Origin of the sequence: Streptomyces sp. ISL-99 (genome assembly GCF_018614005.1) — a bacterium.
GTDB classification, from domain to species: domain Bacteria; phylum Actinomycetota; class Actinomycetes; order Streptomycetales; family Streptomycetaceae; genus Streptomyces; species Streptomyces flavidovirens.
The window spans coordinates 14,542-41,398 of record NZ_JAGGPC010000048.1 but is presented as its reverse complement, the minus strand read 5'-3'; the positions used below and the strand labels follow the sequence as shown (position 1 = coordinate 41,398).

Here is a 26,857-nt window from a genome sequence, read left to right as displayed (position 1 = left end):
GAAAGGCCCCCGCCACTCCGAGGAGTGGACGGGGGCCTTCGTCGTACGAGCTGAAAAGCTGTGGGGCTCAGCCCTGCCAGCTGTGCGGCGCGCGGAAGCCGGGCGTGCGCTCCAGGCGGCGCCAGCCGGCCGTGGAGCGGCGGTGCGCCGGGGCGACGGCGTCGGAGCGGTTCGCGGCGCGGGCCATCAGGATCGCGGTGATCGCGGCCAGCTCCTCGGGCTCGGCGTGGCCCTTCTCGACGCGCAGCAAGGATTCGGTCATGGAGTCTCTCCGTCTTCGTCGCAGGATTACTGCGGGGGGTTGCCGTGCTTGCGCGACGGCAGGTCTGCGTGCTTGTTGCGGAGCATCGCGAGCGAGGCGATCAGGACCTCGCGCGTCTCGGCCGGGTCGATCACGTCGTCGACCAGGCCGCGCTCGGCGGCGTAGTAGGGGTGCATCAGCTCGGCCTTGTACTCCTTGACCATGCGGGCACGCATGGCCTCGGGGTCCTCGGCCTCGGCGATCTGCTTGCGGAAGATGACGTTGGCGGCACCTTCGGCGCCCATCACCGCGATCTCGTTGGTGGGCCAGGCGTAGGTGAGGTCGGCACCGATGGACTGGGAGTCCATGACGATGTACGCACCTCCGTAGGCCTTTCGCAGGATCAGGGAGATCCGGGGCACGGTGGCGTTGCAGTAGGCGTACAGCAGCTTGGCGCCGTGGCGGATGATCCCACCGTGCTCCTGATCGACGCCCGGCAGGAAGCCGGGGACGTCCAACAGAGTGACGATCGGGATGTTGAACGCGTCGCACATCTGGACGAAGCGCGCGGACTTCTCGCTGGCCTCGATGTCGAGGACACCGGCCAGGGACTGCGGCTGGTTGGCGACGATGCCGACGACCTGACCGCCGAGGCGGGCCAGCGTGCAGATGATGTTGGTGGCCCAGCGCTCGTGGATCTCCAGGAAGTCGCCGTCGTCGACGAGCTCCTCGATGACCTTGCGCATGTCGTACGGGCGGTTGCCGTCGGCCGGCACCAGGTCAAGGAGCACGTCCGAGCGGCGGTCCGCCGGGTCCTCGGACTCGACCGTCGGCGGGTTCTCGCGGTTGTTGGACGGCAGCATCGAGATCAGGTAGCGGACCTCGGCGATGCAGGTCTCCTCGTCGTCGTACGCGAAGTGCGCGACGCCCGAGGTCTCGGCGTGCACGTCGGCGCCGCCGAGGCCGTTCTGGGTGATCTCCTCACCGGTCACGGCACGGACGACGTCCGGGCCCGTGATGAACATCTGCGAGGTCTCGCGGACCATGAAGACGAAGTCGGTGAGGGCCGGGCTGTACGCCGCGCCGCCCGCGCACGGGCCGAGCATCACGCTGATCTGCGGGATGACACCGGAGGCGCGGGTGTTGCGCTGGAAGATGCCGCCGTAACCGGCGAGGGCGGAGACGCCCTCCTGGATGCGGGCGCCGGCGCCGTCGTTCAGGGAGACCAGCGGGGCACCGGCCGAGATGGCCATGTCCATGATCTTGTGGATCTTGGTGGCGTGGGCCTCGCCCAGCGCGCCGCCGAAGATCCGGAAGTCGTGGGCGTAGACGAAGACCGTGCGGCCCTCCACCGTGCCCCAGCCGGTGATGACACCGTCGGTGTACGGCTTCTTGGCCTCCAGGCCGAACCCGGTCGCCCGGTGCCGGCGCAGCTGCTCGACCTCCTTGAACGTACCCGGGTCCAGCAGCAGCTCGATGCGCTCACGGGCGGTCAGCTTGCCCTTGGCGTGCTGGGCCTCGGTCGCCCGGTCACTGGGGCCGCGGCGGGCCTGCTCGCGCAGCGCCAGCAGCTCGGCCACCCGGCCTCGGGCGTCGGTGGGCTCGCTCGGGGTCTCGTCCAAAACGGTCATGTACCGACCCTACGAAGGAGTACAAGAAAAACAGGCCGTCGACTCTTCACAGTCTCCGGCCCGTTCTCCTGTCACCACTGGACAGAACCATCCGCCCATGCAGCCTAAGTACCAGCTCATGGACGTCGATGATTGTGGGGGTCCGACAAGGACCTACAGGGGCGTCAGCTGAGAGCCACCTCACAGCGGTGGCCGGCTCCGGCCGTCCCCGGCGTGACGCGGAGCTTCAGCGTACGACCGGTGGACAGCACTTCGACGCCGGGGTCCTTCGAGACGACACGGACGCTGCGGCGCTCCCAGGTGATCTCCAGGGGCTGCCCGGTGCGCGTCGGCTCGCTGACGACGAGGGTCGCGGTGCGCCGCTTGGCGCGTACGAGCACACTCGCCGGGGCGGTCGCCGTGAGCCGCTCCACCGTACCCGGCTGCCAGAAGTTGGCGGCCGCGACACCGAGGGAACGGATCGCCACGGCCTGGACGGCGCGGTTGTTGGCGAGGATGTCCAGCCAGTCGCGGTCGGCCGAGCGGGCGGCGACGGTACGCCGGGACGCACCCGGCATCAGGAGGTAGGCGTAGTCGGCGTCCACCGGGTCGGTGCCGTGGTCGAGCCAGAGGGTCTGGTAGCGGCGGGTGCGGCGCTCGGTGGTGCTGGTGGTGTTGATGTCGCTCCAGGAGCCGGTGCGGTCCTCGCGCAGGGTCTTCAGGTCCGCGCCGCCCGCGCCGCCGGCTCCGGGGAAGACCCAGCCGCCATGGCCTTCGAGGTGGGCCCAGCGGGGGCCGGCGTGGTCGTCGTCGACGGTGAGGACGTTCGTACCCCCCTCTCCCAGCATCCGGTTGTCGACGATCGTCTCGGCGGGTACGCCGTCGGTGGAGGTGATGCCGGCGCCGAGGCAGACGACCGTATCGGCCAGGCAGAACCACGACTTGCGGGCTTCGAGGGTGGAGCCGAGGCCCTTGAGGTGCTGGCCGACGGCGGCGAACTCGCCGTCGGTGGCGCCGCCGACCCACTGGGTGGCGGGCTTCGGCGCCCCCCATTCGCCGCCCGCTTTGTCGGCAAGTCGCTTGGTGGACACGGTGGTTCCGGGGAGGCGGTAGAAGTCGACGGTGGGCCAGAACCAGTCGGTGTACTGGTCGTTCGCCTTCTCCCCCGGCCACCAGTAGAGCATTCCGGCGCCGGTGTGCCAGCCGCGCGGATTCTCGCCGTTGCCGCACTCGTAGTACGAGATCCGCTCCGAGGCCATCGAGATGCCGGCCGCCCAGCCGGGCCGCCGGTGCACGGCCCGGTCCATGGAGGCGAAGAGCTTGTGCGCGACGGGCTCGGGGGCGGCGGCGATGGGCGATGCGGCGACGGCGTGCAGCCGGGAGAGGTCGGCGACGTTGAACTGGGGCGCGGTGAGCAGTGGCGTCGTACGGTCACGCTCGATCCAGCCCTTGACCATGGCGGTCCAGCGCTCGCGCTCGGCCTTCGACGCGCCGCCCGCGAGCAGCGGGATGGCGGCGATGAGTCCCTGCCCGTGGAAGTGGTCGCTGCGCATGACCTTGCGGTCGTCGTTCTTGAGGTAACCGCGGCTGATGGCACGGCCGTTGACGCTGTCCATCATCAGGCCGTTGTAGATGAGGGGCGCGTAGGCGTTCTCGACGGAGTCGAGGATGATCTGGCGGTTCGGGTCGGTGACGGCCCAGGTGGAGCCGGCGAGGAGGGTGAAGAGGCGGCCGAGCCCGTCGAGCATGACCTGGCCGTACGTACCGGAGTAGGCGACCCAGGTGTGCTGGACGAAGGATCCGTCGGCGTACAGGCCGTCGCCCTTGGTGACGTACGGGAAGACGGGCGAGAGGGCGTCGCGAGCGAGGGCGATCTTCGCCGGGCTGCGGCCGAGGACGCCGCGCAGGGCGACGGAGCGGCAGAGGTCGACGCGGTTGGCGCCGGTGCTCGTGCCGGAGTACGTGGTGAGCATGGAGTCGGGGATGAAGTGGTCGACGGCGGCGCAGGCGGCTTGGCGCTGGGCGTCGGTGAGGTGGTCGTGGAGGGCGGCGACGATGTCCATGAGGAGGCGGGGGCTGCCGATCTGCCACTCCCACCAGTTGCCGTAGCGGGTGGTGGAGGGGTTGTAGATCTTGGCGGAGAGGTGGTCGAGGCCGCGGACGATGTCGGCGCGGAGGCCCGCGTCGGCGGTGAGTCCGGTGCCGGGCTGGAGGTAGGCCTGGGTCATGGTCCACAGGCGGCCGTAGCTCTGGGTGATGCCGGCGGGCGGGTCGAAGGAGTAGCCGGGCCAGAGGGAGTTGCCGGCCGGGGCCATGGTCGCGCGGAAGCCTGCGGCGAGGCGGCCGGTCTCCTTGAGGCGGGACGCGTACGGCTCGGCGGCCGCGTCGAAGCCGGTGCCGAGCGAGAGCTCGACCCAGCGTCGGCGGAGCGTGTCGAACTCGTCGGCGGGTTCTGCCGCTTGCGCGGGGGCGTGCCCGGTGAGGGCCAGGCCGAGTGCGGTGGCGGAGGTGGTGGCGAGGAAGGTGCGGCGGGACCAGGGCGGGGTGGGCGGCACGTGGACGACCTCCGGGCGGGGGTGGTTTAGACCTGTGCCCGATGGTGTAGCACGGGGTTCGGGGCGCATTCAATGCCCAGGACGGGGTTGCCGGAAAGCGCTTACTCCTGGCGGGGGGGCGCCGGCGGTGCGGTGCGGGTGCCTGCGGCGCTGTTTCCCCGACCCGCCCCTTCCCGAAACTGGGGGCAAGCCCCCAGACCCCCGGACGCCCTACGGGCGTGTCCTCAAACGCCGGACGGGCTGGATGGTTGCCGCGGCGCAGGCTGGATCGTCGCCGCGGCGCGGGCGGAGTTTTGCGGGCAGCGCCGCAAAACTCGCCCCCGGCCGTCTTCAGCCCCTCCGGCGCTTGGGAGCGGGGTCCGGGGCGGAGCCCCGGTTCGGGAAGGGGCGGGGTGGGGAAAGGCCCCGCGCAGCGGCACCCCTGCACCCCGGCACGCTTGCCGCACGGCACCGCGTCGCGTCGCGCCGCACCCCGCCCCCCGGGGGCCCGTCACCCCCCGCAGTGGAAGCGCGCGTTCCCCCAGTCCGCGTGGTCGTTGCCGGGGCCGTCCCCGCCGTCCCCCGTCAGCAGGTCGACGTACTTCGCCCCGGCCACATCCGCCGTCAGCGACCACGCACTGTCCGCCGCCCGCAGCACCGGCGACTTCACCCTCTCCACACCGTCCGCGGCGACGCTGAACTGCACACTCCCGCGCGTCCCCTGGGAGTCGTCCTGCCCCACCTGTGCGGTGAAGGACGTGCACTTCCCGCCCAGGTAGTAGCGGATCTTCCCCGGTGACGCGGTGCCGAGGCCCTTGGCGAACACCGTGCCGTTGACAGTCAGCGGCTTGCCGTCACCCGCCGCCGTCCCGCCGTTGGACATGTCGCGCTCGGCCGGACCCCAGCCGTTCTCCATCGACGTCCAGTCATGGTCACTGGCATACGTATCGACGGCCGGCGGAGGCGGCAGCGTACGTACAGAAGCGGTCGCACCCAGCTTTCGCGGCTCGCCGCCCACGCTGTACGCCGCCTCCGAACGCAGGCTGTACGCCCGGTACTCCGCGTCCACCGGCGGCGTCACCTGCCACGTCGCCACCGCCTTCGCCCCCGCCGCGACCGTCGCGAACTCCACCGCCCCCGCAGGCTCCGCCCGCCAGCCGTCCGGCAGGGACAGGCTCACCGAAACACCCGTGGCCGGCGCCGCCTCGAAGTTGGTGAAGGTGGCCTTGACCTCGTTCTTCCGACCGGGCTCCAGGGTGTCCTGCGCGGCCGCCAGCGAGAGGGTGCCGCATGCGGCCTTCTCCGGGGCGGGCCCCAGGTCGGTGACCGTGAAGCCGTCGAGGACGAAGTCCGCGCCGTCCGGCGCGCCGCCCTTCTTGCGCAGGCCGGTCCAGGTGTCGCCACAGCCCGCCGTGACGGTCTCGGACAGGTGGGTCGTCGTGGTCTTCGTCCCGATGGGAGTACGCCGTGTCTCGACCGAGGCAGGAACACCGTCGGCGCCGATCCGGTCGTACCCCGTCACCCACTCGTACGCGTCGGCGTGACTCGACTGGTAGTCGAACTCCACGCGGTAGCTCCGCCCTTCCTTCATCGGGACGGTGCCCGGCCCGGTCCGGTAGACGAGACCGGTGTTCTCGTCGTGGGACTTCAGGGACTCGGAGCCCCCGAGTACGTCGTCGATTCGTTTCCCGTTCCAGCCCGCCTGGGTGTACGGGGCGTGCTTCTGCGCGACGTGGGTGCGGGGGTCCGTGACGCCGCCCGCGTTGCCCTTGAAGAAGGGCCCCCAGCCCTGGTCGACGGCCTCGAAGTCGTCGTACACGACCGTGCCCGGCTTGGTCGCGGGCGCGTTCGCGACGAGTCTTACGTCGTCGATCCGGACCCTCGCCGCACTCGCCTCCTCCGTACTCCCCTTCGCCACCTCGACCCGGAAGGTGGTGGCGCCGGACGCGGGCGCGGTGAAGTTGACCTTGGCGCGCTGGAAGTACGAACCGTGCCAGTCGTTCGCGGCGGTCTGTTCCCTGGCGGTGGACCGCTCGATCACTCTCTCCTCACCACCCGCCGAGAGTGTCGTACGCCGCTCCTTGCCCGGCTCGACCTCCAGCCAGGCGGACGCCGTGTAGCGCGCGCCGGGCTTCAGACCGGAGACGCGCTGCTGCACGGAGGCCGTGCCCGTACCGCTCAGCTCGGCGCTGTTGCGCCCCTGACTGTCGGTGTCCCGTTCGACGGCTCCGGTCTTCTTCCAGCCGTCGAGCCCGGCGTCGTTGAAGCCGGGGTCCTTGATTCTGGTGCCCTCGCCCCAGGCGGTGTCGCGCGCCTCGGGGGCGCGGCCCCGCGGGTAGAGGACGTACGGCTGACCTGCCGTGGCGTCCAGCGTGACCTTGCCGTCGTTCACCTCTGCCGTCCCGGCGTTCACCCGGCCGTTGTCGGTCAGCCTGTAGACGGTGAAGGCGTCGGCCTTGCGGTACTTCTCCGGCAGCTCCCAGGTGCTGGCGCCCCCCTGCTTGTTGTAGTGGTAGAGCTTCTTGCCCTGCCACGGCAGCAGGTACCTGTCCCCGTCGAGGACCTTCGCGCCGCCGACCGTGACCGTCCGCCTGCCGTTCTCCACCGTGCCGCGGACGCCGTCGGTGAAGTCGATGGTGTTTCTGGCCTTGTCCCAGCGCTGGATGTCGTAATGCTGGAGGAACTTGGCGGGCAGGTTCTTCTGCCAGATGTTCGCCGAGAACTTCGTCCAGTCGGTCTCGCCGGTCCAGCCCTCGAAGTCCTCCAGCGCTGTCTGGCCCAGGACCGGATCGGCGTTCCAGACGTCCTTCTCGCCGTTGCGGATGAACCGGATGATCTGCGAGTTGAGGCCCTTGTTGGTCGCCCCGCCGTAGCTCAGGTCGTTGGCCCAGTGCGACCAGAGGGAGGTCCGCTCGAACTTGTCGGCCCACTCGGTGGCGACGTTCCAGCCCTGGGCACCGACCTCGGCCATCGTCTTGTCGGCGATCCAGCCGTGCGTGTAGTAGACGTCGATGTAGAGCAGGCTGAGGTTGGGGTCGGTCTCGTCGCGCAACTGCTGGAACCTGCGTGCCATGTCACCGCTGTTGAGGTCGCGGCGCTGGTCGATGTAGTAGCTCTGGTTGAGCCAGTTCCAGCCGGGGGCGTTCTTGTTGACGAGGGTCTCGCTGAAGGCGTTCGCCTCCGGGTACGCCTCGGTCTGGTTGACGTGGACCCCGAAGGTGGCACCCCACTTCTTTCCGCTCCTGAGCAGCTTGTTGAGGTCGGTGAGACCGCCGGCGCGCTTGTTGTAGTTGCCGCCGTAGTCGGGGTGCGCCGAGTCGTGTCCCTCGGACCCGTACCCCTTCAGCAGGGCGAGCTGCCCGAGCCCGTCCGTCGCCAGCGACACCCGCTTGACGTCGTCGAGGGTACGGAGGAAGGGGTGCGTGGCCTGGCTCGCGAAGTTGAAGGGGATGTGGGTGATGACGCGGTCCGGGGTCTCGTCGCTGCCCGGTGCCTTCACGCCGATCTCGCGGAAGGCGACGGCGCCGTCCTGCCAGTCGACGGTCTGGTCTCCGTTGGCGTCGGGCGTGACGACGATCTTGGCCCACGGCAGGTCCGCGCCGGAGGCGGGGGCGGGTGCGCCGGCGCCCCGGTAGGTCCACTGGCCGGACCACACGCCGAGGCGCACGCTGCCGTCGGCGGCCTTGCGGGCCTGGTGCCAGAAGCGGGCGTCGTCGCCGTTGGTCGGGCCGCTCGGTATGTCGTACGAGGAGTTCGACTCGACGGCCGCGGCGAGCTGGTCCGTGTTGACGATGGCGTACGAGGCCCCGACGGGCGCGGCTTCGGCCGCCGTCCCGTCCGTGACCTCGGCGAAGACGTCGGCGGTCTTCGTCGAGTCGGGGTCGAGCCGGGTGAACGCCGTCTCGGCGCCGCCGTCCCGGCTGCCGACGGAGACGAGGTCGTGGCCGGGTATGTCGAGGGTCCCGACCCGGAACGCCTCGGTGTCCCGTACCGCGGTGACCTCGAAGGTCGTCGCCCGCCCGGCGACGGACAGCTTCGCGTCGATCTCCACACCCGCGAGGGCCGGGAAGACGAGGGTGTACGCCGCACTGTCGGCCCCGACGACCGGTTCGCCGCCTTGTACCTCGACGGCGTACGCCTTGCCGTTGAGGGTGATCTCGGTGACGGGTTTCGTACTGCCGAGGAGCCGGGCGCCGCCCGCCCGGTCGGTGTAGGAGACGACCCGTGGGAAGTCCTTGGCCACGGCGACCGAGAGCTGCGCGGAGCCGATGACGAGGTCGGCGGCCGGGGCGGCGACGGGAGGCTCGGCCCCGGCCGGGAGGGCGGGTCCGGCCAGGGCGAATACGGCGGACGATGCGGCTGCGACAGCGCACGCCGCTCTGAATCTTCGTGACATGAGGACTGCGTAGTCCTCCGCTCTCACCACCGTCAACGAAGTCGTGCGCCGAGGCGGCCAGTAGTCCAACAACCCTCGTGCGTTAGTCCAAGTCCCACCGCGCGAAGAATCTGAGAGCGCTCTCAGGCGCAAGCCTTGACGCCCGCCCCAGCCGTAGCAACAGTGGAACTGCGAACTGGCGCTGGTGAACAAGTCGTTGCCCGGCTCGGTCAACGCCTACGTCACCGGCCACGAGCAGGGCACCGGCCGCTGGGTCCTGCTGCGCCCCGGCGGCGTCTACTACCCCCAGTCCCCCGCCGCGCCCCAGAGCCCGCTCCCCGTCGACTGCGCCATCCCGCTGCGCCCGGCGGGCTCGGGGTCGGTCGTGCTGACCCTGCCGCAGATGTTCGGCGCGCGCGTCTACTTCGTACGCGACAGCAAGCTGGACTTCTTCGTGAACCCGGGCCCCGCCCTGGTCGAGCCGGCTTTCACGACCTCCACCGACGCCAATTACGGCCGCACCTGGTCGTTCGCCGAGTTCACCTTCAACCCGCAGCAGCTGTACGCCAACATCAGTTACGTCGACCTGGTGACCGCCCTCCCCATCGGTCTCACCCTCACCGGCGACACCACTCACACCGTCGCCCCGCTGCCGGCCGGCGCGCTCCAGCGGATCGCCGACGCCCTCGTGGCGCAGAAGGGGCGTGACGGCCAGCCCTGGGACAGGCTCGTCATCCGCGGTCCGGGCGGCCAGGTGCTGCGGGTGATCTCACCGCAGAACCTGATGGCGCCCTTCTTCGACCGCCCCGCCGAGATGCCCTTCCGTAACGTCTTCGACGGCTACATCAACCGGGTCTGGGACAAGTACCGCTCCACCGGCCTGCGGATCGACCTCCAGGGCGGGCGCGGCGTACGGACCGGCCGCGTCAGCGGTGACGTCATGACCTTCACCGGCGGGCACACCTTCACCAAGCCGTCGTCGCGGGGCGTCTTCACCTGCAACCACGGCCCCTTCGCCAACAACCCGGGCGACCCCGACGACAAGAAGGCCCTGCTGGCCAGGCTCTCCGCCGCCTTAAACCGCACGACCCTCCTCACCCACCCCGACCAGCCGAACGGCACGGCGGCAGCCGACTACTACCGCGACCCGGCCACCAACCACTACGGGCGCGTGCTGCACGCCAACACCCCCATCGGGTACGCCTTCCCGTACGACGACGTACGCCCGGACGGGCAGCCGGACGTCTCGGGAGCGGCGCACGACGGCAACCCCCGGCGCTTCACCCTGACGGTCGGTTCCTGACGGGCTGCCGCTGCGCGTACACAAGCCCGCATCGGGGCGATGCGGGCTTGTGAGGAGATAAGAGCCGAAGCGCGATCAGGTTGTCTCGCCCGGTCGTCCCGGTTCAGCAGCCGCCGCAGTTGTAGTACGTCACGTCCCAGTGGTTGCCCTCGTCCGCGTAGATGTTCCCGGACCCGGACTTCCACTGCGGCGCCCCGTCGGCGCGCACACCGATGTAGGTGAACGTGTTCTTGATGTAGTTCCCGACGCAGGTGTATTTGGCGTAGTCGAGCTTGTAGCCGTTCCAGTGGGAGTACGTGCCGCCGGCGTGCCCGGTCTCGGTGCCGCCGGTGATGTTGAGCGCGCAGCCACTGGCGCTCTTGAGGGTCTGCGCGCCCTCCGCGGTGGCGAGGTTGAGCTGCTCGAACGACGTACAGGTGGGGTTGTTGCGGTCCGAGCAGCCGCCCGACGACGACCAGGTGATCCCGGACGAGCGGAACATCGAGGTCGCGGTGGCATGGCTGATCTTGGTGACGGCGTGCGCGTCGGTCGCACCGCTGACGACGCCGAAGCCGGGCGCGAAGAGCGCGCCGAGCACGAGGGCGAGTGCGGTGAGGACGGAGCGGATTCTCACGAGGTTTTCCTCCTGCTGGTGACCGAGCTGGACCTTGGGGCCGTACGGGACAGCTGTGCAGGTGGAGCAAGGAGATGGTGCCCGAGTTCTACGCGCGTTCGCCAGAGGGTGTCGCGGCGGACCCCGGCACGACCGCGATCCAAGTTGTTGAAATTTGAAGGACACGGGTCTACAGTGAATCTCGTTGAAGGTTAAACAACCGGATCACACATCACCCGAGGAGGAGCCATGGCTCTGTTCACCCGCAAGAACAACACCGCCCCGGCCGCAACCGCCACCCTCGCGGTGGACCCGGCCCTGGCCGCCCTGACCGGCGACTACACCATCGACCCGGCGCACAGCAGCATCGGCTTCACCGTCCGCCACGCCATGGTCACCAACGTCCGGGGCAGCTTCGCCGACTACGACGGCACGCTGACGCTGAACGGCTCGGACCCGGCCGGCTCCGCCGCCGCGATCGACGTCAGGATCGCCAGCATCGACACCGGCATCGGCGACCGCGACGGCCACCTGCGCAGCGCCGACTTCTTCGACGCGGAGCAGTTCCCCCTCATGACCTTCCGCTCCACGTCGGCGGAGCAGCTCGGCGGCGACGACTACCGGATCGTGGGCGACCTGACCATCAAGGGTGTCACCAGGCCCCTCGCCATCGACCTGGAGTTCCACGGCTCCGCGACGGACGTGTACGGCAACGAGCGCGTCGGGTTCGAGGGCAGCGCGGAGATCCTGCGCTCCGACTGGGGCCTGACCTGGAACGCCGCGCTGGAGACCGGCGGCGTGATGGTGAGCGACAAGGTCAAGCTGACCTTCGACATCTCCGCGATCAAGAACGCCGCCGCGCAGGCCTGACGCATCAAGAAAATTCCGGCAATCTCTTGACTCGCGTCAAATCGGGAGGAAAATCCTAAATACACCAGAAAACCGGAGCGAGCCGCACAGTCGACGAAGACGTTCGTCGACCAGCGTGACGACCCACTCGCAGGCTCTGGCCAGGCCCCCGGCAGATCCCCTCGGCCTCAGAGCTTTCAGCGACGGCTGGAACTCATGAGACCGGGACGGACTACCGGGGACTGCATGTGTTCAGGCCCTTTCAGCGGACTGCCAGGAAGCGGACCGCTAGAAGCCGCCACCGCCGAAGTCGCCGCCACCGAGTCCACCACCGCCGAAGTCGCCCCCGCCGCCGAAGTCCCCGGCGTTGAAGTCGCTGCCCGAGAGGTCGCCTCCCTCGTAGCCGCCGGCGCCCGGGTCGGCGTAAGCAGGCGTGGAGAGCATCGAGCCGAGCATCGTCCCCACCAGCAGGCCCGGCAGCAGGCCGCCGCCGTAGTAGCCGCCGATCCATGGGGCGTACGCCGGACCCGCCTCCCAGTACGGGCGGCGGCCGTCCGCCGTCTCGACCGTCCGGGACATCGGGTCCTGGCCGTCGGCCAGCCGGGTGGCGTCCGCCGCGCAGACCGGCACCCGGCGCGTGTAACCGCCGGCCGGGGCCCAGTCGACGTCCGCCGTGGAGGGTCCGTGGCGCGGATCGAAGAAGCAGGGCGGACACCGCTCGGGCAACGGAGCGCCCTCGCGGCGCGCGGCGAGCACGGCGAGCGAGAAGCGGCCGTCCTCCAGCGCCTCGGTGACCTCCCGGACATCCTCTGCCCTCTTCGCCCTGGCCATGGCCGACTTGGCCTTCTCGTACGCGTCCAGGGCGCGCTCGTAGTCGGCGCGCATCGCGTCGTCGGCGCCGGGCTCGGCGGGATGGAAGTCGAGGCGGTCCAGGGTCTCCCCGAACGCGGTGATGTCCTCGTCGACCACCACCCGCACCTTCTCCAGCGCGGCCCGTTCCTGCTCGGCCCGCCGCGTGCGGCTGCGCTTCGCCACCAGGAAGACACCGGCGCAACCGGCGACGAGCACCAGTGCGAACGTGACGAGGCCGACGACGGACGACGGCCCGCTCTGGGCGCCTTCCCAGCTGCTGGGGGCGCTTCCCCGCGCCTGCTCAAGCGCGTCGTCGACGAAGGTGTTCAGCTGGCTGACGGCGTCGATGCCGCCCGCCGGCTCGACGGAGGCGGTGAGGTTGGCGACCGCCTGCCGCGACATCACGGTGGAGTCGGCGCCCGCGTCGAACGCGTCGCCGAGCCTGACGGCGTACACACCGGTGATCCCGGTCTTGGTCCGCAGGTCGGCGAGCAGTCCGTCTTCGGGGAACTCCGCGTTCTGCGGGAGTACGGCGACGAAAACCGGCTTCCCGGCGTCGAGGATCTTCTCCTCCAGCGCGTCCGCCGCGCGGGGTGGCAGCTGGTCACTGGCGCGCTGATCGACGTACACAGGCCCCTGGCGCAGCGACTGGGCCGCGGCATCGAGCCCCGTGGCTGCCTGCGCGCCCGGCGCCACGGCGAGTGCGGTGGCCGCCAGCGAGAGCAGCAGCCCTGACAGGGTGGAGAACAGTCGTGCCCTCATACTTAAAAGCTACCCGAATGGGTGCATTTTAAGACATATGCGTTTGAGCTTCAGTCCTGCGTACGGACGGTGGTCCGCCCGCACACAGGACCGACCTCAACGCTGACCTCGGCGCGCCAGGTCTACTCCGCGGGCTCGACGCCTGCCTTCAGCAGGCCGTACGTGTACGCGTCCTCCAGGGCCTGCCAGGACGCCGCGATCACGTTCTCGCCGACACCGACCGTGGACCAGTCGCCCTCGCCGTCTCCCGTGGTGATCAGCACGCGGGTCGTGGACTCCGTACCGTGCTTGCCCTCCAGGATGCGGACCTTGTAGTCGACCAGTTCCAGCTTGGCGAGCTGCGGGTAGATCCGCTCCAGGCCGACGCGCAGGGCGCGGTCGAGGGCGTTGACCGGGCCGTTGCCCTCCGCCGTGGCGACGATGCGCTCGCCCTTGGCCCACAGCTTCACCGTGGCCTCGTTGGCGTGGGTGCCGTCGGGGCGGTCCTCGACGATGGCCCGCCAGGACTCCGTACGGAAGTAGCTGAGCGCGCGGCCCTCGGCCTCCTCGCGCAGGAGCAGCTCGAAGGAGGCGTCGGCCGCTTCGTACGTGTAGCCCTTGAGCTCGCGCTCCTTGACGCGGGCGACGACGCGGCCGACCAGCTCGCGGTCGTTGCCCAGGTCGACGCCGAGCTCCTTGCCCTTGAGCTCGATGGAGGCGCGGCCCGCCATGTCGGAGACGAGCATCCGGATGTGGTTGCCGACCTGGCCCGGGTCGATGTGCTGGTACAGGTCGGGGTCGACCTTGATCGCGGAGGCGTGCAGGCCGGCCTTGTGCGCGAAGGCGGAGACGCCGACGTACGGCTGGTGGGTGGAGGGCGTGAGGTTGACGACCTCGGCGATGGCGTGCGAGATGCGGGTCATCTCGGCGAGCGCGCCGGGCGGGAGGACCTGCTTGCCGTACTTCAGTTCCAGGGCCGCGACGACGGGGAAGAGGTTGGCGTTGCCGACGCGCTCGCCGTAGCCGTTGGCGGTGCACTGGACGTGGGTGGCGCCCGCGTCGACGGCGGCGAGGGTGTTGGCGACCGCGCAGCCCGTGTCGTCCTGGGCGTGGATGCCCAGGCGCGCGCCGGTGTCGGCGAGGACGGTGGCGACGACGGCCTGGATCTGCGCGGGGAGCATGCCGCCGTTGGTGTCGCAGAGGATGACGACGTCGGCGCCGGCCTCCGAGGCCGCGCGTACGACCGACTTGGCGTACTCGGGGTTGGCGCGGTAGCCGTCGAAGAAGTGCTCGCAGTCGACGAAGACGCGGCGGCCCTGGGCGCGGAGGTAGGAGACCGTGTCGCGGACCATCGCGATGTTCTCGTCGAGCGTCGTGCGCAGGGCGAGTTCGACGTGGCGGTCGTGGGACTTGGCGACCAGGGTGACGACGGGGGCGCCGGAGTCCAGGAGGGCCGCGACCTGCGGGTCGTCCTCCGCCTTGGCGCCGGGGCGGCGGGTGGCGCCGAAGGCCACGAGCTGCGCGTTCTTGAAGTTGATCTCGTTCTTCGCGCGGGCGAAGAACTCGGTGTCGCGCGGGTTGGCGCCGGGCCAGCCGCCCTCGATGAAGCCCACGCCGAAGTCGTCCAGGTGCCGGGCGATGGTCAGCTTGTCGGCGACCGTCAGATTGATGCCTTCGCGCTGGGCGCCGTCGCGCAGCGTGGTGTCGAAGACGTGAAAACTGTCGTCGGGGCCTGAAGTGGTCATGGCTTTCTGGACTCCTGTCGAGTGGAAGGACTGGCTCCACTTGCCCCCATCATCGCGCGCACCTCGCCCCGGCCGTGATGGGGCCGGGAAACGAAAAAACCTCTCGCGGGTGCGAGAGGTCTGCGCGCGGGTCTGGGGCACGGTGGCCGCGCCGTACATGGTGATACGGAAGCGGTCACTGGGGACCGGCGCGCCTGCTGCCCATAATCATGGCGAACGAGAACACAAGGGCAGTCTGGCACGTCTCGCGTGGCGTGGTATCCCCGTCTCACGATGTGGGCGGGCGTGATCACGGATCAATCACCCGCCCGCACCGTGTCACGGCACGCGACACCTGCCGCGGATCAGCGCAAGCGGCGTACGAAGATGTCGGACTCGCCGCTGGTGTCACCCGGCACGAACGTGAGCGTCCAGGCCCGGAATCAATGGAGCGTCTCGTCGAGGAACTCGCCGATCTGGGCGAGGACCTGCGACCGCTCCGAGCCCGGCAGGCCCATCGCGACATGCGTACTGAAGCCGTCGAGCAGCGCCCGTATCCGCGTCGCGAAGCGGTCCGCGTCGACCACCGTGCGCAGTTCGGCGCGCGAGGCGCCCTCGACGAGCAGGGCCACCAGGTCGCGGTGCCAGGACAGCTCGATGTCGAGGAGCCGGGCCCTGGCCTCCTCGTCGACGGCGTGCGAACGGTTCCAGAGTTCGAGCCACAGCGCCCAGTGCGGATCGCGGGGCCCCGACGGCACGTACAGGTCGACGTACGCGTCGAGGCGCTCGCGGACCGGGACCTGGCGGGCGAGCGCGGCCCTGCGGTCCATGCCGAGCTGCTCCTCGCTCCATTCGAGTGTCTGGAGGAGCAGCTCGTCCTTGCTGCGGAAGTAGTAGAGCAGGTGCCCACTGCTCATTCCGACCTCACGACCGAGCCCGGCCATGGTCAGCCGCTCCAGCCCGTGCTCGGCGATGCTCGCCATGGCGGCGGCGAGCACCGTCTCGCGCGGCGGGGCGGAGTTGCGGCGGCGGGACGGCGGCTTGGCAGAGCCGGAGCCGGAGCCGGACGCGGACCCGGTCATGAGGCGTTCTCGTTCACTCGTATGTTTTACCCGATGTTTTACCGATCAGCTGTGCCTCGCGGGCTGCTGCTGGGTGATGCAGTGGATGCCGCCCCCGCCCGCGAAGATCTCGCGGGCGTCGACGAGGGTGACCGTACGGTCGGGGAAGAGGCCACGGAAGATCTCGGCCGCCTCCTCGTCGCGGGGGTCGTCGAAGGCGCACAGGACCACTCCGCCGTTGCAGAGGTAGTGGTTGATGTACGAGTAGTCGACCCAGTCGCCGTCGACCTTGACCTTGGTCGGGGCCGGCACCTCGATGACCTTCAACGGGCGGCCCTTGGCGTCCGTCTGGGAGCGCAGCAGCTCGACGTTGGCCTTGCACGGCTCGTGGTCGGGGTGCGACGGGGCGGGCTGGGTGTGCGCGAGGACGACACCGGGGGCGGCGAACGCGGCGACGATGTCGACGTGGCCGAGGGTGCCGAAGCCGTGCGGCGGGTAGTCGGTGGTCAGGCCGCGCGGCAGCCAGATCGCCTTGGTGGTGCCGAGCTTGGCGTGGATCTCCGCCTCGACCTGCTCGCGCGTCCACTGGGGGTTGCGCTCGGGGCCGAGCTGGACGGTCTCGGTGAGCAGGACCGTACCCTCACCGTCGACGTGGATGCCGCCGCCCTCGTTCACGAGCGGGGAGCTGAGCGTGGGCACGCCGACGAGATCGGCGACCATGCCGGCGATCTTCGAGTCGTGCTCCCAGGTCGCCCAGTCCTGGGCGCCCCAGCCGTTGAACACCCAGTCCACGGCGGCCAGTTCGCCGGTCTCGTCGTCCTTGACGAAGGTCGGGCCGATGTCGCGCATCCACGCGTCGTCCAGCTCGCGCTCGACGAGCTCGATGTCCGGGCCGAGCAGCTCGCGGGCGCCGTCCGACTGGCCGGGGCCGCAGACCACGGTGACCGGCTCGTAGGCGCGTACGGCGCGGGCGACGCCCGCCCACGCCTCACGGGCGGCGGCGAGCTCCTCGGCGTCGGAGAAGGTGACGTTGGGGCCGGGCCACGCCATCCAGGTGCGCTCGTGCGGGGCCCACTCGGCGGGCATACGGAAAGCCATGGGGGGTCCTTACTGGGATCAGAGGAAGTAGAGACGGTTGAGGGAGACGGAGTCGGCGGGTTCCGAGCGGAGCGGGTCGCCGTCGAGAGTGACGAGTCCGCTGTGTCCGTCCACCCCCACCTGCCCGATACGGGAGTTCAGGCGCAGGTCGGCGGGACCGATACCGCGCGTGCCGCGCACGGCGACGCGGCGCCGGCGCGTGGGCATCAGGTCGTTGCCCTGGTCGAGGGCGGCCTGGGCGACGAAGGCCACCGAAATGTCGGCGGGCGTCGCGCCGTGCGCACCGAACAGCGGTCCGAGGACGAGCGGCTCGCAGGTGTCGGTCGCGGCGTTCGGGTCGCCCGTGACGCCGTACGCCGGGAAGCCGGACTTCAGGACCATCTGCGGCTTCGCGCCGAAGTACTGGGGCCGCCACAGCACGATGTCGGCCATCTTGCCGACCTCGATCGAGCCGATCTCGTGGGCGAGGCCGTGGGCGATGGCGGGGTTGATGGTGAGCTTGGCCATGTAGCGCAGAACGCGGGCGTTGTCGTCGGCCGGGCCGTCGCCCTCCATCGGGCCCAGCTCGGCCTTCATCTTCCCGGCCATCTGGAACGTACGGCGCACGGTCTCGCCCGCGCGCCCCATCCCCTGCGCGTCGGACGAGGTGATGCCGATCGCGCCCAGGTCGTGCAGCACATCCTCGGCGCCCATCGTCCCGGCGCGGATCCGGTCGCGCGCCATGGCGGCGTCGCCGGGCAGGTCGGTCTTCAGGTCGTGTACGGAGACGATCATCCCGTAGTGCTCGGCGACCGCGTCCCGCCCGAAGGGGAGGGTGGGGTTGGTGGAGGAGCCGATGACGTTCCGTACGCCCGCCATCTTCAGCACGTTCGGGACGTGCCCGCCGCCGCAGCCCTCGATGTGGAAGGCGTGGATCGTACGGCCTTCGAGGACGGACAGGGTGTCCTCGACCGACAGGCACTCGTTGAGGCCGTCGCTGTGCAGGGCGACCTGTACGTCGTGCTCCTCGGCGACCCGCAGCGCGGTGTCCAGGGCGCGGGTGTGCGCGCCCATGTCCTCGTGCACCTTGAAGCCGGACGCGCCGCCCTCGGCGAGGGCCTCGACGAGCGGTGCGGCGTCGGACGACGAGCCGCGGCCGAGGAAGCCGATGTTGACGGGCCAGGCGTCGAAGGCGCTGAAGGCGTGGCGCAGGGCCCACGGCGAGTTGACGCCGACGCCCCAGACCGGGCCGAACTCCTGGCCGATGATCGTCGTCACGCCGGAGGCGAGCGAGGCCTCCATGATGCGCGGCGAGAGCAGGTGGACGTGCGTGTCGACGGAGCCCGCCGTCGCGATCAGGCCCTCGCCGGACACGATGGACGTACCGGTGCCGACGACGACGTCCACGCCGTCGAGAGTGTCCGGGTTGCCGGCCCGCCCGATGGCGTGGATCCGGCCTTCCCTGATACCGATCGACACCTTGCGGATGCCCTGCGCCACGTCGATGACCAGCACATTGCTGATGACGACGTCGCAGGTCTCGCGAACTGCGGCGGCCTTGAGGTGCAGTCCGTCGCGGGCGGTCTTGCCGAAGCCCGCGAGGAACTCCTCGCCCGGCTTCTGGGCGTCGGACTCGACGCGCACGGTCAGCCCGGAGTCGCCGAGCCTGACCCGGTCCCCGGCGCGGGGGCCGTGCACGGCGGCGTACTCGTGCGGATCGATGCTCATGCCTCAGCTCCTCCTTCGGGCTGTGCTCCCAGATAGCCGCAGGCCACGGCCCTGCGGAGGGCCTCTTCCTTCGCTCCCGGCGCGTCCAGCGGACCGTCGACGAGCCCCGCGAAGCCGATAGCGATCCGCTCGCCGCCGATGGGTACGAGCCCGACCTCGGCCGCACCGCCCGCGTCGAAGCGGACCGAAGAACCCGCCGGTACGCACAGCCGCATGCCGTACGCCGCCGAGCGGTCGAAGTCGAGGCGCGGGTTCGCCTCGAAGAAGTGGAAGTGGGAGGTGACGCTGACGGGGACGGTCGCGGTGTTGCGTACGGTCAGCCGCACGTCCGGCTCCGGCTCCGCGTCGGCGGGGCCGGGCAGGACCGCGCCCGGGGCTTCGTCACCCAGCGTCGCGCCGCCGCCGATCGGGGACGACACGACCGCGAGCCGCGAGCCGTCGTCGAACACGGCCTCCACATGCACCTCGGTCACCACATCGGCCACACCCGGCAGCACGTCGTCGGGGCCGAGCACGGAGCGTGCCGCCTCGATCGCCTCCGCGAGCCGCCGCCCGTCGCGGGCCGCCTCGCAGACCGTGTCCGCGATGAGCGCGGTCGCCTCCGGCACATTGAGCCGCAGCCCGCGGGCGCGGCGCGCACGCGCCAGCTCGGCGGCTCCGAACAGCAGCAGCCGGTCGCGTTCCGTCGGGGTCAGTCGCACGCCGCCACACCTCCAAAAGTTTAGAGCTTTACTCTAACCACGAGATTCGTGCGCTGGAAACATTGACGCGCCACCTTGAGCCAAGTCACATTGAACAGCACTCAAAACTTTGTTGTCCGGCGGACCGGGAGGACCCAGCCATGCCGATAGAACAGCGCGGAGTCGACACCATCCCCGACGAGGAGCGCACCAGCGGGCCGCGCGACCTCGTCTCCATCCTGCTCGGTTCCAACCTCTGCCTTGGCGTCATCGTCTTCGGCTGGCTGCCGCCGTCCTTCGGCCTCGGCCTGTGGCCGTCGCTGACGTCGATCATCGTCGGCACCCTGGCCGGCATAGCGGTGACGGCCCCGCTGGCGCTCATCTCACTGCGCACGGCCACCAACCTCTCCACCTCCAGCGGCGCCCAGTTCGGCGTACGCGGCAGGCTCGTCGGCTCGGTCGTCGGCCTGCTCCTGTCCCTCGGTTATACGGCGCTCACGCTGTGGATCGGCGGCGACGTGATGGTCGGGACGCTCTCCCGGCTGACCGGGCTGCCGGACGGCGGGGCCTCCCGCGCCCTGATGTACACCGTGCTGGCGGCCGCCACGGTCGTCGCGGCGGTGTACGGCTACAAGCTCCTGCTGAGCCTCAGCAAGGTGCTGTCGATCGGCATGATCGTCCTGCTGCTTGCCGGCGTCTACGCCTACGCGGGCGACTTCACCACGGCCGCGCCCCCGGACACCCCGTCCCTCCTCGGCTCGTTCTGGCCCACCTGGCTGCTCGCGGCCGTCGCCGCCGGCCTGAGCGGCCCGGTCGCCTTCATCACCCTGCTCGGTGACTACACGCGCTACGTCTCGCCGCGCCGCCACACCTCGCGCAAGGTCTTCTGGGCAACCTGTCTCGGCCTGCTCCTCGGCCTGCTGGTCCCGCAGCTCTTCGGTACGTACACCGCACTGGCCGCCCGCGCCGGCCTCGACTACGCCGGACCGCTCGTCGAGGCCGCACCCGTCTGGTACCTGGTGCCGCTGCTCCTGGCGGCCTCGGCCGGGTCCGTCGGCAACGCCGGCCTGATGCTGTACTCGATGGGCCTCGACCTGGACGCGATCGTGCCGAGGGCGACCCGCACGCGGGCGACCGTGATCGCGGCGGCCATCGCGACGGTGTTCGTGTTCGTGGGCTCGTTCGCCTGGTCCGTCCAGTCCGCGATGACGTCGTTCGTCCTGCTCCTGACGGCCATCGGCACCCCGTGGGCGGTCATCTCCCTCATCGGGTACGTGCGCTGCGGCGGCCAGTACGACGCGGAAGCCCTCCAGGTCTTCAACCGCCGCGCCAAGGGCGGCATCTACTGGTACCGGTCGGGCTGGAACGTCCAGGCCACGGTGTCCTGGGCACTGGGCGCGGCGGTCGGCCTCGCGGCGGTGTCAACAACGGTGTACGAAGGCCCACTTCTGGCCCTCACCGGCGGCGTGGACTGCAGCTTCATCCTCTCGGGCCTGGTGGGCGGCATCGCGTACGCCACGCTGACGGCGAAGAGCCGGACGACCGCCGTTACCGAAGCCGAGCCCGTGATGGAAGCCGAAAGCGAGACGCCAACCCCCGCGTAGGCACCGGAGGTACGCGCGAGGCCGCGCCCGGTGGGGATGCCGGGAGCGGCCTCACGTACGTACGGCTCCACGCTGGTGACCGAGGCGGCACAGCGCGTACGGCCCGCTCGCTCTAACGGCCGGGAGCCCGAGCGGCCAAAGCCGGGATGGAGGCGATCTTATCGGCGTCCAGGTCCTCCCAGACGAGCCCGGAAGGACGATGGGCACCGGGACAGGCAATGACTTCATCAGGCGTCACGATCAGATCGACGCCGAAGTCATGTGTGGTTGAAGGCAGTTCGCCTTCGACCACTTGCAGGCCATGGACTGTCGTCACCACGACCGTCTTCGAGCTGATGAGTCCGGCTTCCATCAGGAAGGCGAATTCCAGGTCCGAGTAGCCGGCTCCCTTGCCGATGCGGACTCCCGAACGGTTCACGGCGACGCTCCCGACCACCACCATGTCGACCGGCAGCATCGACTCGACATCGACCTTGGGTGCGATGGTCGCGGCGACCTTGCTCGACGCCGCTTCGGCGGGCGAGACGGTCAGCGCTGTCGGGTCCAGCAGATAGAAGGGTCTTTGGGCGGCGAGCCTCGGAACGGCCATGAACACCGTCTTGCCCTCGGTGAGAGCCCGAGCACGCACCGGCAGCTGCGCCTTGTCGGGCACTGCCTTGATGACTTGAACATCTGCCCACTGAGACAGGTTCGCGAGGCGCCCGGCAGCCACCTCGGAGCCCTTGAAATTCGGGATGCGTCCCCGTACAGAGGCGTCGTGGGCCGCGTTCGCCGCGTCGAGGAGGCCCCAGACCTGCTCCCGTACTCGCTGCTTCTCCTGATCCACCTGTGTGTGCACCCTGCCGCCCTTCACGCCGCTTCCATCAGTGCCATGAGCCGGTCCTGTGCCTCCTGCACGGCTGGCTCACTTCGCCAGGTTCGCAGCTCGCGGGCGGCACGGAAGATGATGTTCATCCCACCGCCTCCGCGCGTGCCCTGTAATTCGTCCACGGCGTCCATGAAGGCCACCAGCGCGGCATCCAGGTCGCCCGCCCGGATCCACGAGAGCGACAGGTTGCCAAGGACGATCGCTCGGGACTTGCGCCGATCCTGCAAACCGACCGCTGTGTCCTCCAGAAGGCGCTGTGCCTTCCGGTAATCGCCGAGCGTCAGATAACAGGAGCCCGCCAGTCGGCCGAAGTGCGTGGGAGACAGAAGTTCGTGTGCAGCGTCTGCACTGTTGGCTTGATCGAGGTGCCGCTCGGCACCAGCGAGGGCTCGTTCGCATTCACGGCCCTCCCCGAGGAAGGCGTGGGCTTCGGCTGCGTGCAGTATGGCGAGACCGGTGATCACATGGCTTGTGTATCGCGTCGTACGGGCGGTCTCCAGCGCAAGATCGAGCGCCTCGCGGTAGTCGTTGGCGCCGTAGAGCGCCACGTAGCAGGTTCGCAGGAGCGCGTGCCCCTCGGCGGTGCGGTCCCGGAGATAACGTCCCACTTCCAGGCTCTGGGCGTAGTACGACCGCGCCGTGCTGTGGTCGTGCCGCTGAGAGGCATCCCAGACGAGCTGGCCCATGAAGGTCGCTGAGTCCGCCTGAAGCACGCGCATCTCACGCTGCACGCGGCCCGCCGGTGCTTCCCCGGCGAGGAAGACTACGTGGCCGGCGTGCCGTCCCGCCTGCGCCAGCAAGGTAGTGGAAGGCATCCGGTCGTAACGATCCGCGAGCGTCTGCATTCCGTCTCGGAGCTCGGCGACCACGACCAGATCGACACGCGAAGGGTTCTGCATCGCGTACCGCGTCCGCTCGGTGGAAGGCACTTCAGCCTCCGTATTCACAGCGAGGAGGTCACTCAACTCCTCGACGCTCACGCACAGGACGGCCGCCAGCCGCGGTCGGATGTACGGCTGCGGCGACACCTTGCCCGACTCCCACCGGGAGACCGTGGACCGCTCCACGTTCATCGCCTCGGCGAGGCTCTCCTGTGTGAAACCCACCGCACGACGGCGGCGCACGAAGCCGTGCCGTTTCAGCGCCATGGGTCAATTCTCTCCTCGTAGAAAAGGTGGTTCGCGCAGGAGCCGAACACACCAGGTCATGCCCTGCTGTGCCTCACGGATGCATAGCGCGTGCCGCAATTCTGCTCACCACGGCTCTGGGCCGACGAGCAGGCGCGGACGATGCACGGCTCGCTTCGTGGCAGCGCCTACCGGACAGTCGGAGACAGAACAGTGCGGTTGGCCGTCGTCGGAAACTGCTACACCGATGAACGACAGCTCCGCGACGGGCTCCGCGCAGTTCGGGCAGGCCAGTGGGCAGACCTTACTCACTGGCCGGGCAGTTACCTGGTCGTGGCCGATGACGGCTATCTGACGGTCGTCATCACGGACGTGGCAGGGACACGTCCCGTGTACATTGCCGAAGCGCAGGGACGCACTCACTGGTCAACGTCCGCTCGCTCCCTTGCGCTTCGCATCAGGGCGAACGTGGACCATGCGTCGATCACCGCCCGCCTGGTGTGCCCCACGGTTCCCGAAGTCACAGGTGACGGGACCGCCTTCGCGGGCGTCCGGCGGATGCCGGGGGGCCATGCACTTGTCATCGACCGCCAGGGCCGGCACTCCATTCATGAATACGAGCAGCCCCGAGCGCTCGGCTTCACAGAAGCGGTTGACGAACTGCGCCAGGGTTTGGTCTCGGCGGTCTCACACCGAGCGCGATCGGCGGGAAGACTGACTGCGGATTTCTCCGGCGGCCTCGATTCCACTTCGCTGGTACTACTGGCCACAGACACCGTGGGCGCCGAAGTGTTCGCAGTGACCGACGCGGATGCCACCAGCCTCAACGAGGACGTCTCTTACGCCCAACGAGCGGCCCACGGCCGACCGGGGCTCCACCACGAGCTGATCACCGACGCCGATGGTCTGTTCTTCGCCGAACTGCTCGATGCCCCGGCTACCGACCAGCCGTTCCCGGATGCGGCACGCTGGCGCATGCGCGCCGCCTACCAAGACGCATGCGTCGAGCGCGGAAGCGACGTACATCTCACTGGGTCAGGAGCCGACACCCTGCTCGCCACTTCCCCCACCTACCTCGCGGACGTGGCCGCGTCCCACGACATGCCGACTCTGCTCCAGCACTCCCTGGCCCGCGCCAGGCTCCGCCACCTGCCCATGTACGCGGTCATCGCTGCGGCTGTGCGTCTGGCCCACACCACCCATTCCAGCGCCTTACGGCAGCTCGCCCAAGACCTCGCCATCGACCCGGCCACCGCGCGCCCCGAACCACCGGCCAGGCTGCGCTGGGTCATGGCCGCCGGTCTCCGCGCCTGGCTCACCCCCAAGGCCCGCCACCACTTGTCGCTCCGCGCCGCCGCAGCAGCCGAGGACTGCACCGTCGACCCCAGCCAGATCAGCGGCCACCGTGCCTGGGCGGAACTGCGGGAGTTCGGCACCTACGAGGCAGAGCTGCGCAACCAGGCTCAGGCACTGGGGCTACCGCATCACGCGCCCTACCTTGACAACGCCGTGGTCAGAGCGGCCATGGCCGTACCCGCGGCCGCTCGCGCTTCCGTCACCGTCCAGAAACCACTGCTCGGCGCCGCCCTCCGAAACCTCGTACCCGACTGGTTGTTGCAGCGCCGGACCAAAGGCGCCTACGACGGAAACGCGTACGCCGGACTCCGACGCCACAGCTCAGCTCTGCGTGGCCTCCTGGCGCACAGCGAACTGGCCGCCGAAGGATGGATCGACGCCACCGCCGCCCGCGCCGAACTGGACCGTCTCACCGCCGGCGTCCCCGGAAAGCTGGCCGCCCTCGAATCACTCGTCGCCGCCGAACTCTGGCTGCAACAGCACCGCAGCAGCATGGCGGCCTCCGCCTCCGAGGTGTTCCATGCCTGACCTCCGCCCGGCATCCACTGTGCGCGCCACGATCACCGAGGCTGCGCCATCTTGAAGTCGCTGGTCAGCAGGGGTGGTGTGACCCCGTTTCGGGCTGCTCGTGCTGGTCGCGGGCGGCAGTCTGGGGTGTAGATCGTCTGGCAGGGCGGTTTTGCCGATGAGTTCACCGTCCTCGAACGGTCTACCCAGCGACACGACCGTTCTCGACAGGAGTGCTATGTCCACCATCCAGCCAGTGATCATCACTGCCGACCAGGAAGTCCTGCTCGGCTTCTATACGAAATTGTTCGGCGCCGAGGAGATCTTCCGGGTACCGGCGGAAGGCCCGGCCTTCTACCTCGGCTTGCGCATCGGCGACACCGACCTCGGGCTGGTGGCCAAGACGAACCCGGGGACCGGGGCGGCACCGCGGATCCTGCTCAGCATCGGTGTCGACGACGTCGACGAGATGCTCGGCCGGGTGACGGCGCTGGGCGGTTCGGTCCGCGACGGCCCCAACGACATGCCGTGGGGACAGCGCGTCGCCCACATCCAGGACCCCGACGGCAACCCGTTGAACCTCACCCAGCCGATCCCGGCTCAGTGACGCTGTTTCGGGTGCTTGTGCTGGTCGTGGGCTGCCTGCGGTAGAGATCAATTGCCTGTAGTGGCCTCGATGTTCGTCAGTACGAGCAGCGCGCGAAGCAGGTGGGTGGCGCGAGCGGGGTCAGTGCGGAGCTTGGTGAGGATCCGCCAGTTCTTTAGATGGGCGAAGCCGCGTTCGACCGGAGCGCGTCCGGCGGCCAGGATGCGGATGGCCTCCCTTTCGGCGGGTGCGAGCTTGCGGGCACGGGTGGCCCTTGAAGCCGGTGACGACCACGGGGTCGTCCCCGTCGTCGTCCAGGCCGAGGAAGCCCAGGTCGGCCAGGGCGCCGAGACCGGCAGCGCGCAGGTGGGCCAGGATATGGTCGCGGCGGGCGGCGGTGATGTCGTGGGTGCGGCCGGGCCGGGCGGCCGATATCCACACCAGACGGCCCCGCTCGTCGGTCAGGGCAAGCACGTGCAGTCCGTGGCGGCGATGCTTGCCGGAGTAGTTCGGGCGGTTCGCTTTGCCGGTGCGGCGCTGGGTGGGGATGAGGGTGCCGTCGATCAGGACGACCTCCCCGCCCCGCTTGGCGATCTTCTTCAGGGCGCGGTCCAGACGCGGGGCCTTCGCGGCGAGGAGGGCGATCAGCTCGTCGCGCCAGCGGCGGACTGTGGTGGCGGAGATGTCGTTGCCGCCGGCCATGTCGGCCAGGCGCTGGTCGTGCCGGAGCACGGCCAGGACGATCACCGCGATCCTCCCGGGCGGCAACGCCCGCCACCGGGAGCGTATGGCCTTCAGATGGCGTCGCAGCAGGTCGGCGAGGTAGGTCAGGGTGCGCGTGGACAGCGGCAGGCGGCACTGGTAGACCAGGGACACGGTGTCCCCGGCGTGCTCTTTGGTATTCGTCACACAATTCCAACAGCCGCCGGGGGCACCTCGGTTACGCCCCGCCGCTGTGCGGCCTGGTCACGCGCGGGCGGTGAACTTCCCGTCGGGTCGTTTGTGCAGCCAGCCGCGGTCAGCCAGCTTCGTGAGCTTCCCGCGCAGCGGCTCCAGCTTGCCCCTCACCCCGGTGTCCAAGCCCAGTACCTCGCCGATCTGCCGGGTGGAGACCGGGCCGCCGGCCTGCCGCACGGCGGTCAGGATGCGCTGGTACTCCGCCGGCAGCGCGGACTCAGCCAACCCCGGCGCACGATCCGGAACCAGCCGCACCGCCCGACCCGCCACCTGGACGACCGGCGACCCGGCCTCCGTGCGCTCGTCGGCGAGCTGCTCACTCATCCGCTGCCACACCCGCTCGGCCACGGCGAGCTCATCCCGCTCAGCCCGTACCTCCGACAGCTGCTTGACCAGCTGTTCTTCGAGCCCGTCCAGCTCCGCACGCCGCGCGGCGATCCGCTCCAGCACTTCAGGATCCATCATGCGCCGGAGCGTAGGAGCGG

The 26,857-nt window shown here is 69.8% G+C and carries 19 protein-coding genes and 2 pseudogenes; 5 read left to right on the top strand and 16 right to left on the bottom strand.

The features are described from left to right. Positions 1-67 precede the first annotated feature (67 nt). The 4 genes from J7E91_RS27755 to J7E91_RS27740 form a co-directional block, all read right to left on the bottom strand. On the bottom strand, positions 68-262 hold the full coding sequence (locus J7E91_RS27755) for an acyl-CoA carboxylase subunit epsilon (RefSeq protein WP_214909307.1): 195 nt from the start codon (positions 260-262) through the stop codon (positions 68-70). A gap of 26 nt (positions 263-288) precedes the next feature. After that, complete coding sequence (locus J7E91_RS27750; protein ID WP_214909306.1) at positions 289-1,872, bottom strand: acyl-CoA carboxylase subunit beta; 1,584 nt, start codon at positions 1,870-1,872, stop codon at positions 289-291. Positions 1,873-2,036: 164 nt separating this feature from the next. Next, positions 2,037-4,406, bottom strand: a complete 2,370-nt coding sequence (locus J7E91_RS27745; protein ID WP_374224788.1) for a polysaccharide lyase 8 family protein — start codon at positions 4,404-4,406, stop codon at positions 2,037-2,039. Between the two features lie 490 nt (positions 4,407-4,896). Beyond that, positions 4,897-8,781: an endo-alpha-N-acetylgalactosaminidase family protein gene (locus J7E91_RS27740; RefSeq protein WP_214909304.1), complete on the bottom strand. Its 3,885-nt coding sequence runs from the start codon at positions 8,779-8,781 to the stop codon at positions 4,897-4,899. A gap of 169 nt (positions 8,782-8,950) precedes the next feature. Here J7E91_RS27740 and J7E91_RS27735 point away from each other — a divergent pair. Continuing rightward, positions 8,951-10,063: pseudogene (locus J7E91_RS27735) on the top strand (glycoside hydrolase family 64 protein); the annotation flags it as partial. A 103-nt stretch (positions 10,064-10,166) separates the two neighbouring features. On the opposite strand, the gene J7E91_RS27730 reads toward J7E91_RS27735, so the two are convergent. After that, positions 10,167-10,676, bottom strand: coding sequence for a hypothetical protein (locus J7E91_RS27730; RefSeq protein WP_214909300.1), 510 nt, complete (start codon positions 10,674-10,676; stop codon positions 10,167-10,169). Positions 10,677-10,904: 228 nt separating this feature from the next. Here J7E91_RS27730 and J7E91_RS27725 point away from each other — a divergent pair, with 228 nt between their 5' ends. Then, positions 10,905-11,525, top strand: a complete 621-nt coding sequence (locus J7E91_RS27725) for a YceI family protein (RefSeq protein ID WP_214909298.1) — start codon at positions 10,905-10,907, stop codon at positions 11,523-11,525. A 267-nt stretch (positions 11,526-11,792) separates the two neighbouring features. Here the strand turns inward: J7E91_RS27725 and J7E91_RS27720 are convergent, their stop codons facing one another. The 6 genes from J7E91_RS27720 to ureA form a co-directional block, all read right to left on the bottom strand. Continuing rightward, complete coding sequence (locus tag J7E91_RS27720) at positions 11,793-13,118, bottom strand: hypothetical protein (protein WP_214909297.1); 1,326 nt, start codon at positions 13,116-13,118, stop codon at positions 11,793-11,795. 122 nt (positions 13,119-13,240) lie between these two features. Beyond that, positions 13,241-14,842 carry a citramalate synthase gene (gene cimA / locus J7E91_RS27715; protein ID WP_214909296.1) on the bottom strand — a complete coding sequence of 534 codons (1,602 nt, stop codon included), beginning with the start codon at positions 14,840-14,842 and terminating at the stop codon, positions 13,241-13,243. A gap of 422 nt (positions 14,843-15,264) precedes the next feature. After that, positions 15,265-15,903 (bottom strand): TetR/AcrR family transcriptional regulator, encoded by a 639-nt coding sequence (locus J7E91_RS27710; RefSeq protein WP_214909295.1) that lies wholly within the window; start codon positions 15,901-15,903, stop codon positions 15,265-15,267. A gap of 45 nt (positions 15,904-15,948) precedes the next feature. Beyond that, positions 15,949-16,980 carry an agmatine/peptidylarginine deiminase gene (locus J7E91_RS27705; protein WP_251016356.1) on the bottom strand — a complete coding sequence of 344 codons (1,032 nt, stop codon included), beginning with the start codon at positions 16,978-16,980 and terminating at the stop codon, positions 15,949-15,951. A gap of 18 nt (positions 16,981-16,998) precedes the next feature. Further along, the gene (locus J7E91_RS27700) at positions 16,999-18,687 is read right to left on the bottom strand and encodes an urease subunit alpha (RefSeq protein WP_214909294.1); all 1,689 of its coding nucleotides are present in this window, start codon (positions 18,685-18,687) and stop codon (positions 16,999-17,001) included. Continuing rightward, a complete protein-coding gene (gene ureA, locus J7E91_RS27695) occupies positions 18,684-19,388 on the bottom strand; it encodes an urease subunit gamma (protein WP_214909293.1) in 705 nt (234 codons plus the stop codon). Before ureA ends, J7E91_RS27700 begins: the two co-directional genes overlap by 4 nt. A gap of 140 nt (positions 19,389-19,528) precedes the next feature. Here ureA and J7E91_RS27690 point away from each other — a divergent pair, with 140 nt between their 5' ends. Next, complete coding sequence (locus tag J7E91_RS27690) at positions 19,529-20,971, top strand: cytosine permease (RefSeq protein ID WP_214909292.1); 1,443 nt, start codon at positions 19,529-19,531, stop codon at positions 20,969-20,971. 112 nt (positions 20,972-21,083) lie between these two features. On the opposite strand, the gene J7E91_RS27685 is transcribed toward J7E91_RS27690, so the two are convergent. After that, positions 21,084-21,797 (bottom strand): 5-formyltetrahydrofolate cyclo-ligase, encoded by a 714-nt coding sequence (locus J7E91_RS27685; RefSeq protein ID WP_308377329.1) that lies wholly within the window; start codon positions 21,795-21,797, stop codon positions 21,084-21,086. A 23-nt stretch (positions 21,798-21,820) separates the two neighbouring features. Further along, positions 21,821-22,987, bottom strand: a complete 1,167-nt coding sequence (locus J7E91_RS27680) for a helix-turn-helix transcriptional regulator (RefSeq protein ID WP_214909291.1) — start codon at positions 22,985-22,987, stop codon at positions 21,821-21,823. A gap of 141 nt (positions 22,988-23,128) precedes the next feature. Between J7E91_RS27680 and J7E91_RS27675 the strand changes: the two genes are divergently transcribed. Further along, a complete protein-coding gene (locus J7E91_RS27675) occupies positions 23,129-24,850 on the top strand; it encodes an albusnodin/ikarugamycin family macrolactam cyclase (protein WP_251016373.1) in 1,722 nt (573 codons plus the stop codon). 217 nt (positions 24,851-25,067) lie between these two features. Beyond that, positions 25,068-25,436, top strand: a complete 369-nt coding sequence (locus J7E91_RS27670) for a VOC family protein (RefSeq protein ID WP_214909289.1) — start codon at positions 25,068-25,070, stop codon at positions 25,434-25,436. 47 nt (positions 25,437-25,483) lie between these two features. Here the strand turns inward: J7E91_RS27670 and J7E91_RS36270 are convergent. The 3 genes and pseudogenes from J7E91_RS36270 to J7E91_RS27660 all read right to left on the bottom strand — a co-directional run. Further along, positions 25,484-25,624, bottom strand: a pseudogene (locus J7E91_RS36270) (IS5/IS1182 family transposase); the annotation flags it as partial. After that, positions 25,557-26,324 (bottom strand): transposase family protein, encoded by a 768-nt coding sequence (locus tag J7E91_RS27665; RefSeq protein WP_308377325.1) that lies wholly within the window; start codon positions 26,322-26,324, stop codon positions 25,557-25,559. The pseudogene J7E91_RS36270 and the gene J7E91_RS27665, both read right to left, overlap by 68 nt. A 57-nt stretch (positions 26,325-26,381) precedes the next feature. Further along, complete coding sequence (locus tag J7E91_RS27660) at positions 26,382-26,837, bottom strand: hypothetical protein (protein ID WP_308377322.1); 456 nt, start codon at positions 26,835-26,837, stop codon at positions 26,382-26,384. Positions 26,838-26,857: the final 20 nt, after the last annotated feature.

What these genes read in the sequence shown, in the direction of transcription:
- J7E91_RS27755 (WP_214909307.1), bottom strand. Translation starts at nt 262, where the DNA reads ATGACCGAATCCTTGCTGCGCGTCGAGAAGGGCCACGCCGAGCCCGAG.
- J7E91_RS27750 (WP_214909306.1), bottom strand. Translation starts at nt 1,872, where the DNA reads ATGACCGTTTTGGACGAGACCCCGAGCGAGCCCACCGACGCCCGAGGC.
- J7E91_RS27740 (WP_214909304.1), bottom strand. Translation starts at nt 8,781, where the DNA reads ATGTCACGAAGATTCAGAGCGGCGTGCGCTGTCGCAGCCGCATCGTCC.
- J7E91_RS27725 (WP_214909298.1), top strand. Translation starts at nt 10,905, where the DNA reads ATGGCTCTGTTCACCCGCAAGAACAACACCGCCCCGGCCGCAACCGCC.
- J7E91_RS27720 (WP_214909297.1), bottom strand. Translation starts at nt 13,118, where the DNA reads ATGAGGGCACGACTGTTCTCCACCCTGTCAGGGCTGCTGCTCTCGCTG.
- cimA (WP_214909296.1), bottom strand. Translation starts at nt 14,842, where the DNA reads ATGACCACTTCAGGCCCCGACGACAGTTTTCACGTCTTCGACACCACG.
- J7E91_RS27710 (WP_214909295.1), bottom strand. Translation starts at nt 15,903, where the DNA reads ATGACCGGGTCCGCGTCCGGCTCCGGCTCCGGCTCTGCCAAGCCGCCG.
- J7E91_RS27705 (WP_251016356.1), bottom strand. Translation starts at nt 16,980, where the DNA reads ATGGCTTTCCGTATGCCCGCCGAGTGGGCCCCGCACGAGCGCACCTGG.
- J7E91_RS27700 (WP_214909294.1), bottom strand. Translation starts at nt 18,687, where the DNA reads ATGAGCATCGATCCGCACGAGTACGCCGCCGTGCACGGCCCCCGCGCC.
- J7E91_RS27690 (WP_214909292.1), top strand. Translation starts at nt 19,529, where the DNA reads ATGCCGATAGAACAGCGCGGAGTCGACACCATCCCCGACGAGGAGCGC.
- J7E91_RS27680 (WP_214909291.1), bottom strand. Translation starts at nt 22,987, where the DNA reads ATGGCGCTGAAACGGCACGGCTTCGTGCGCCGCCGTCGTGCGGTGGGT.
- J7E91_RS27675 (WP_251016373.1), top strand. Translation starts at nt 23,129, where the DNA reads ATGCACGGCTCGCTTCGTGGCAGCGCCTACCGGACAGTCGGAGACAGA.
- J7E91_RS27670 (WP_214909289.1), top strand. Translation starts at nt 25,068, where the DNA reads ATGTCCACCATCCAGCCAGTGATCATCACTGCCGACCAGGAAGTCCTG.
- J7E91_RS27660 (WP_308377322.1), bottom strand. Translation starts at nt 26,837, where the DNA reads ATGATGGATCCTGAAGTGCTGGAGCGGATCGCCGCGCGGCGTGCGGAG.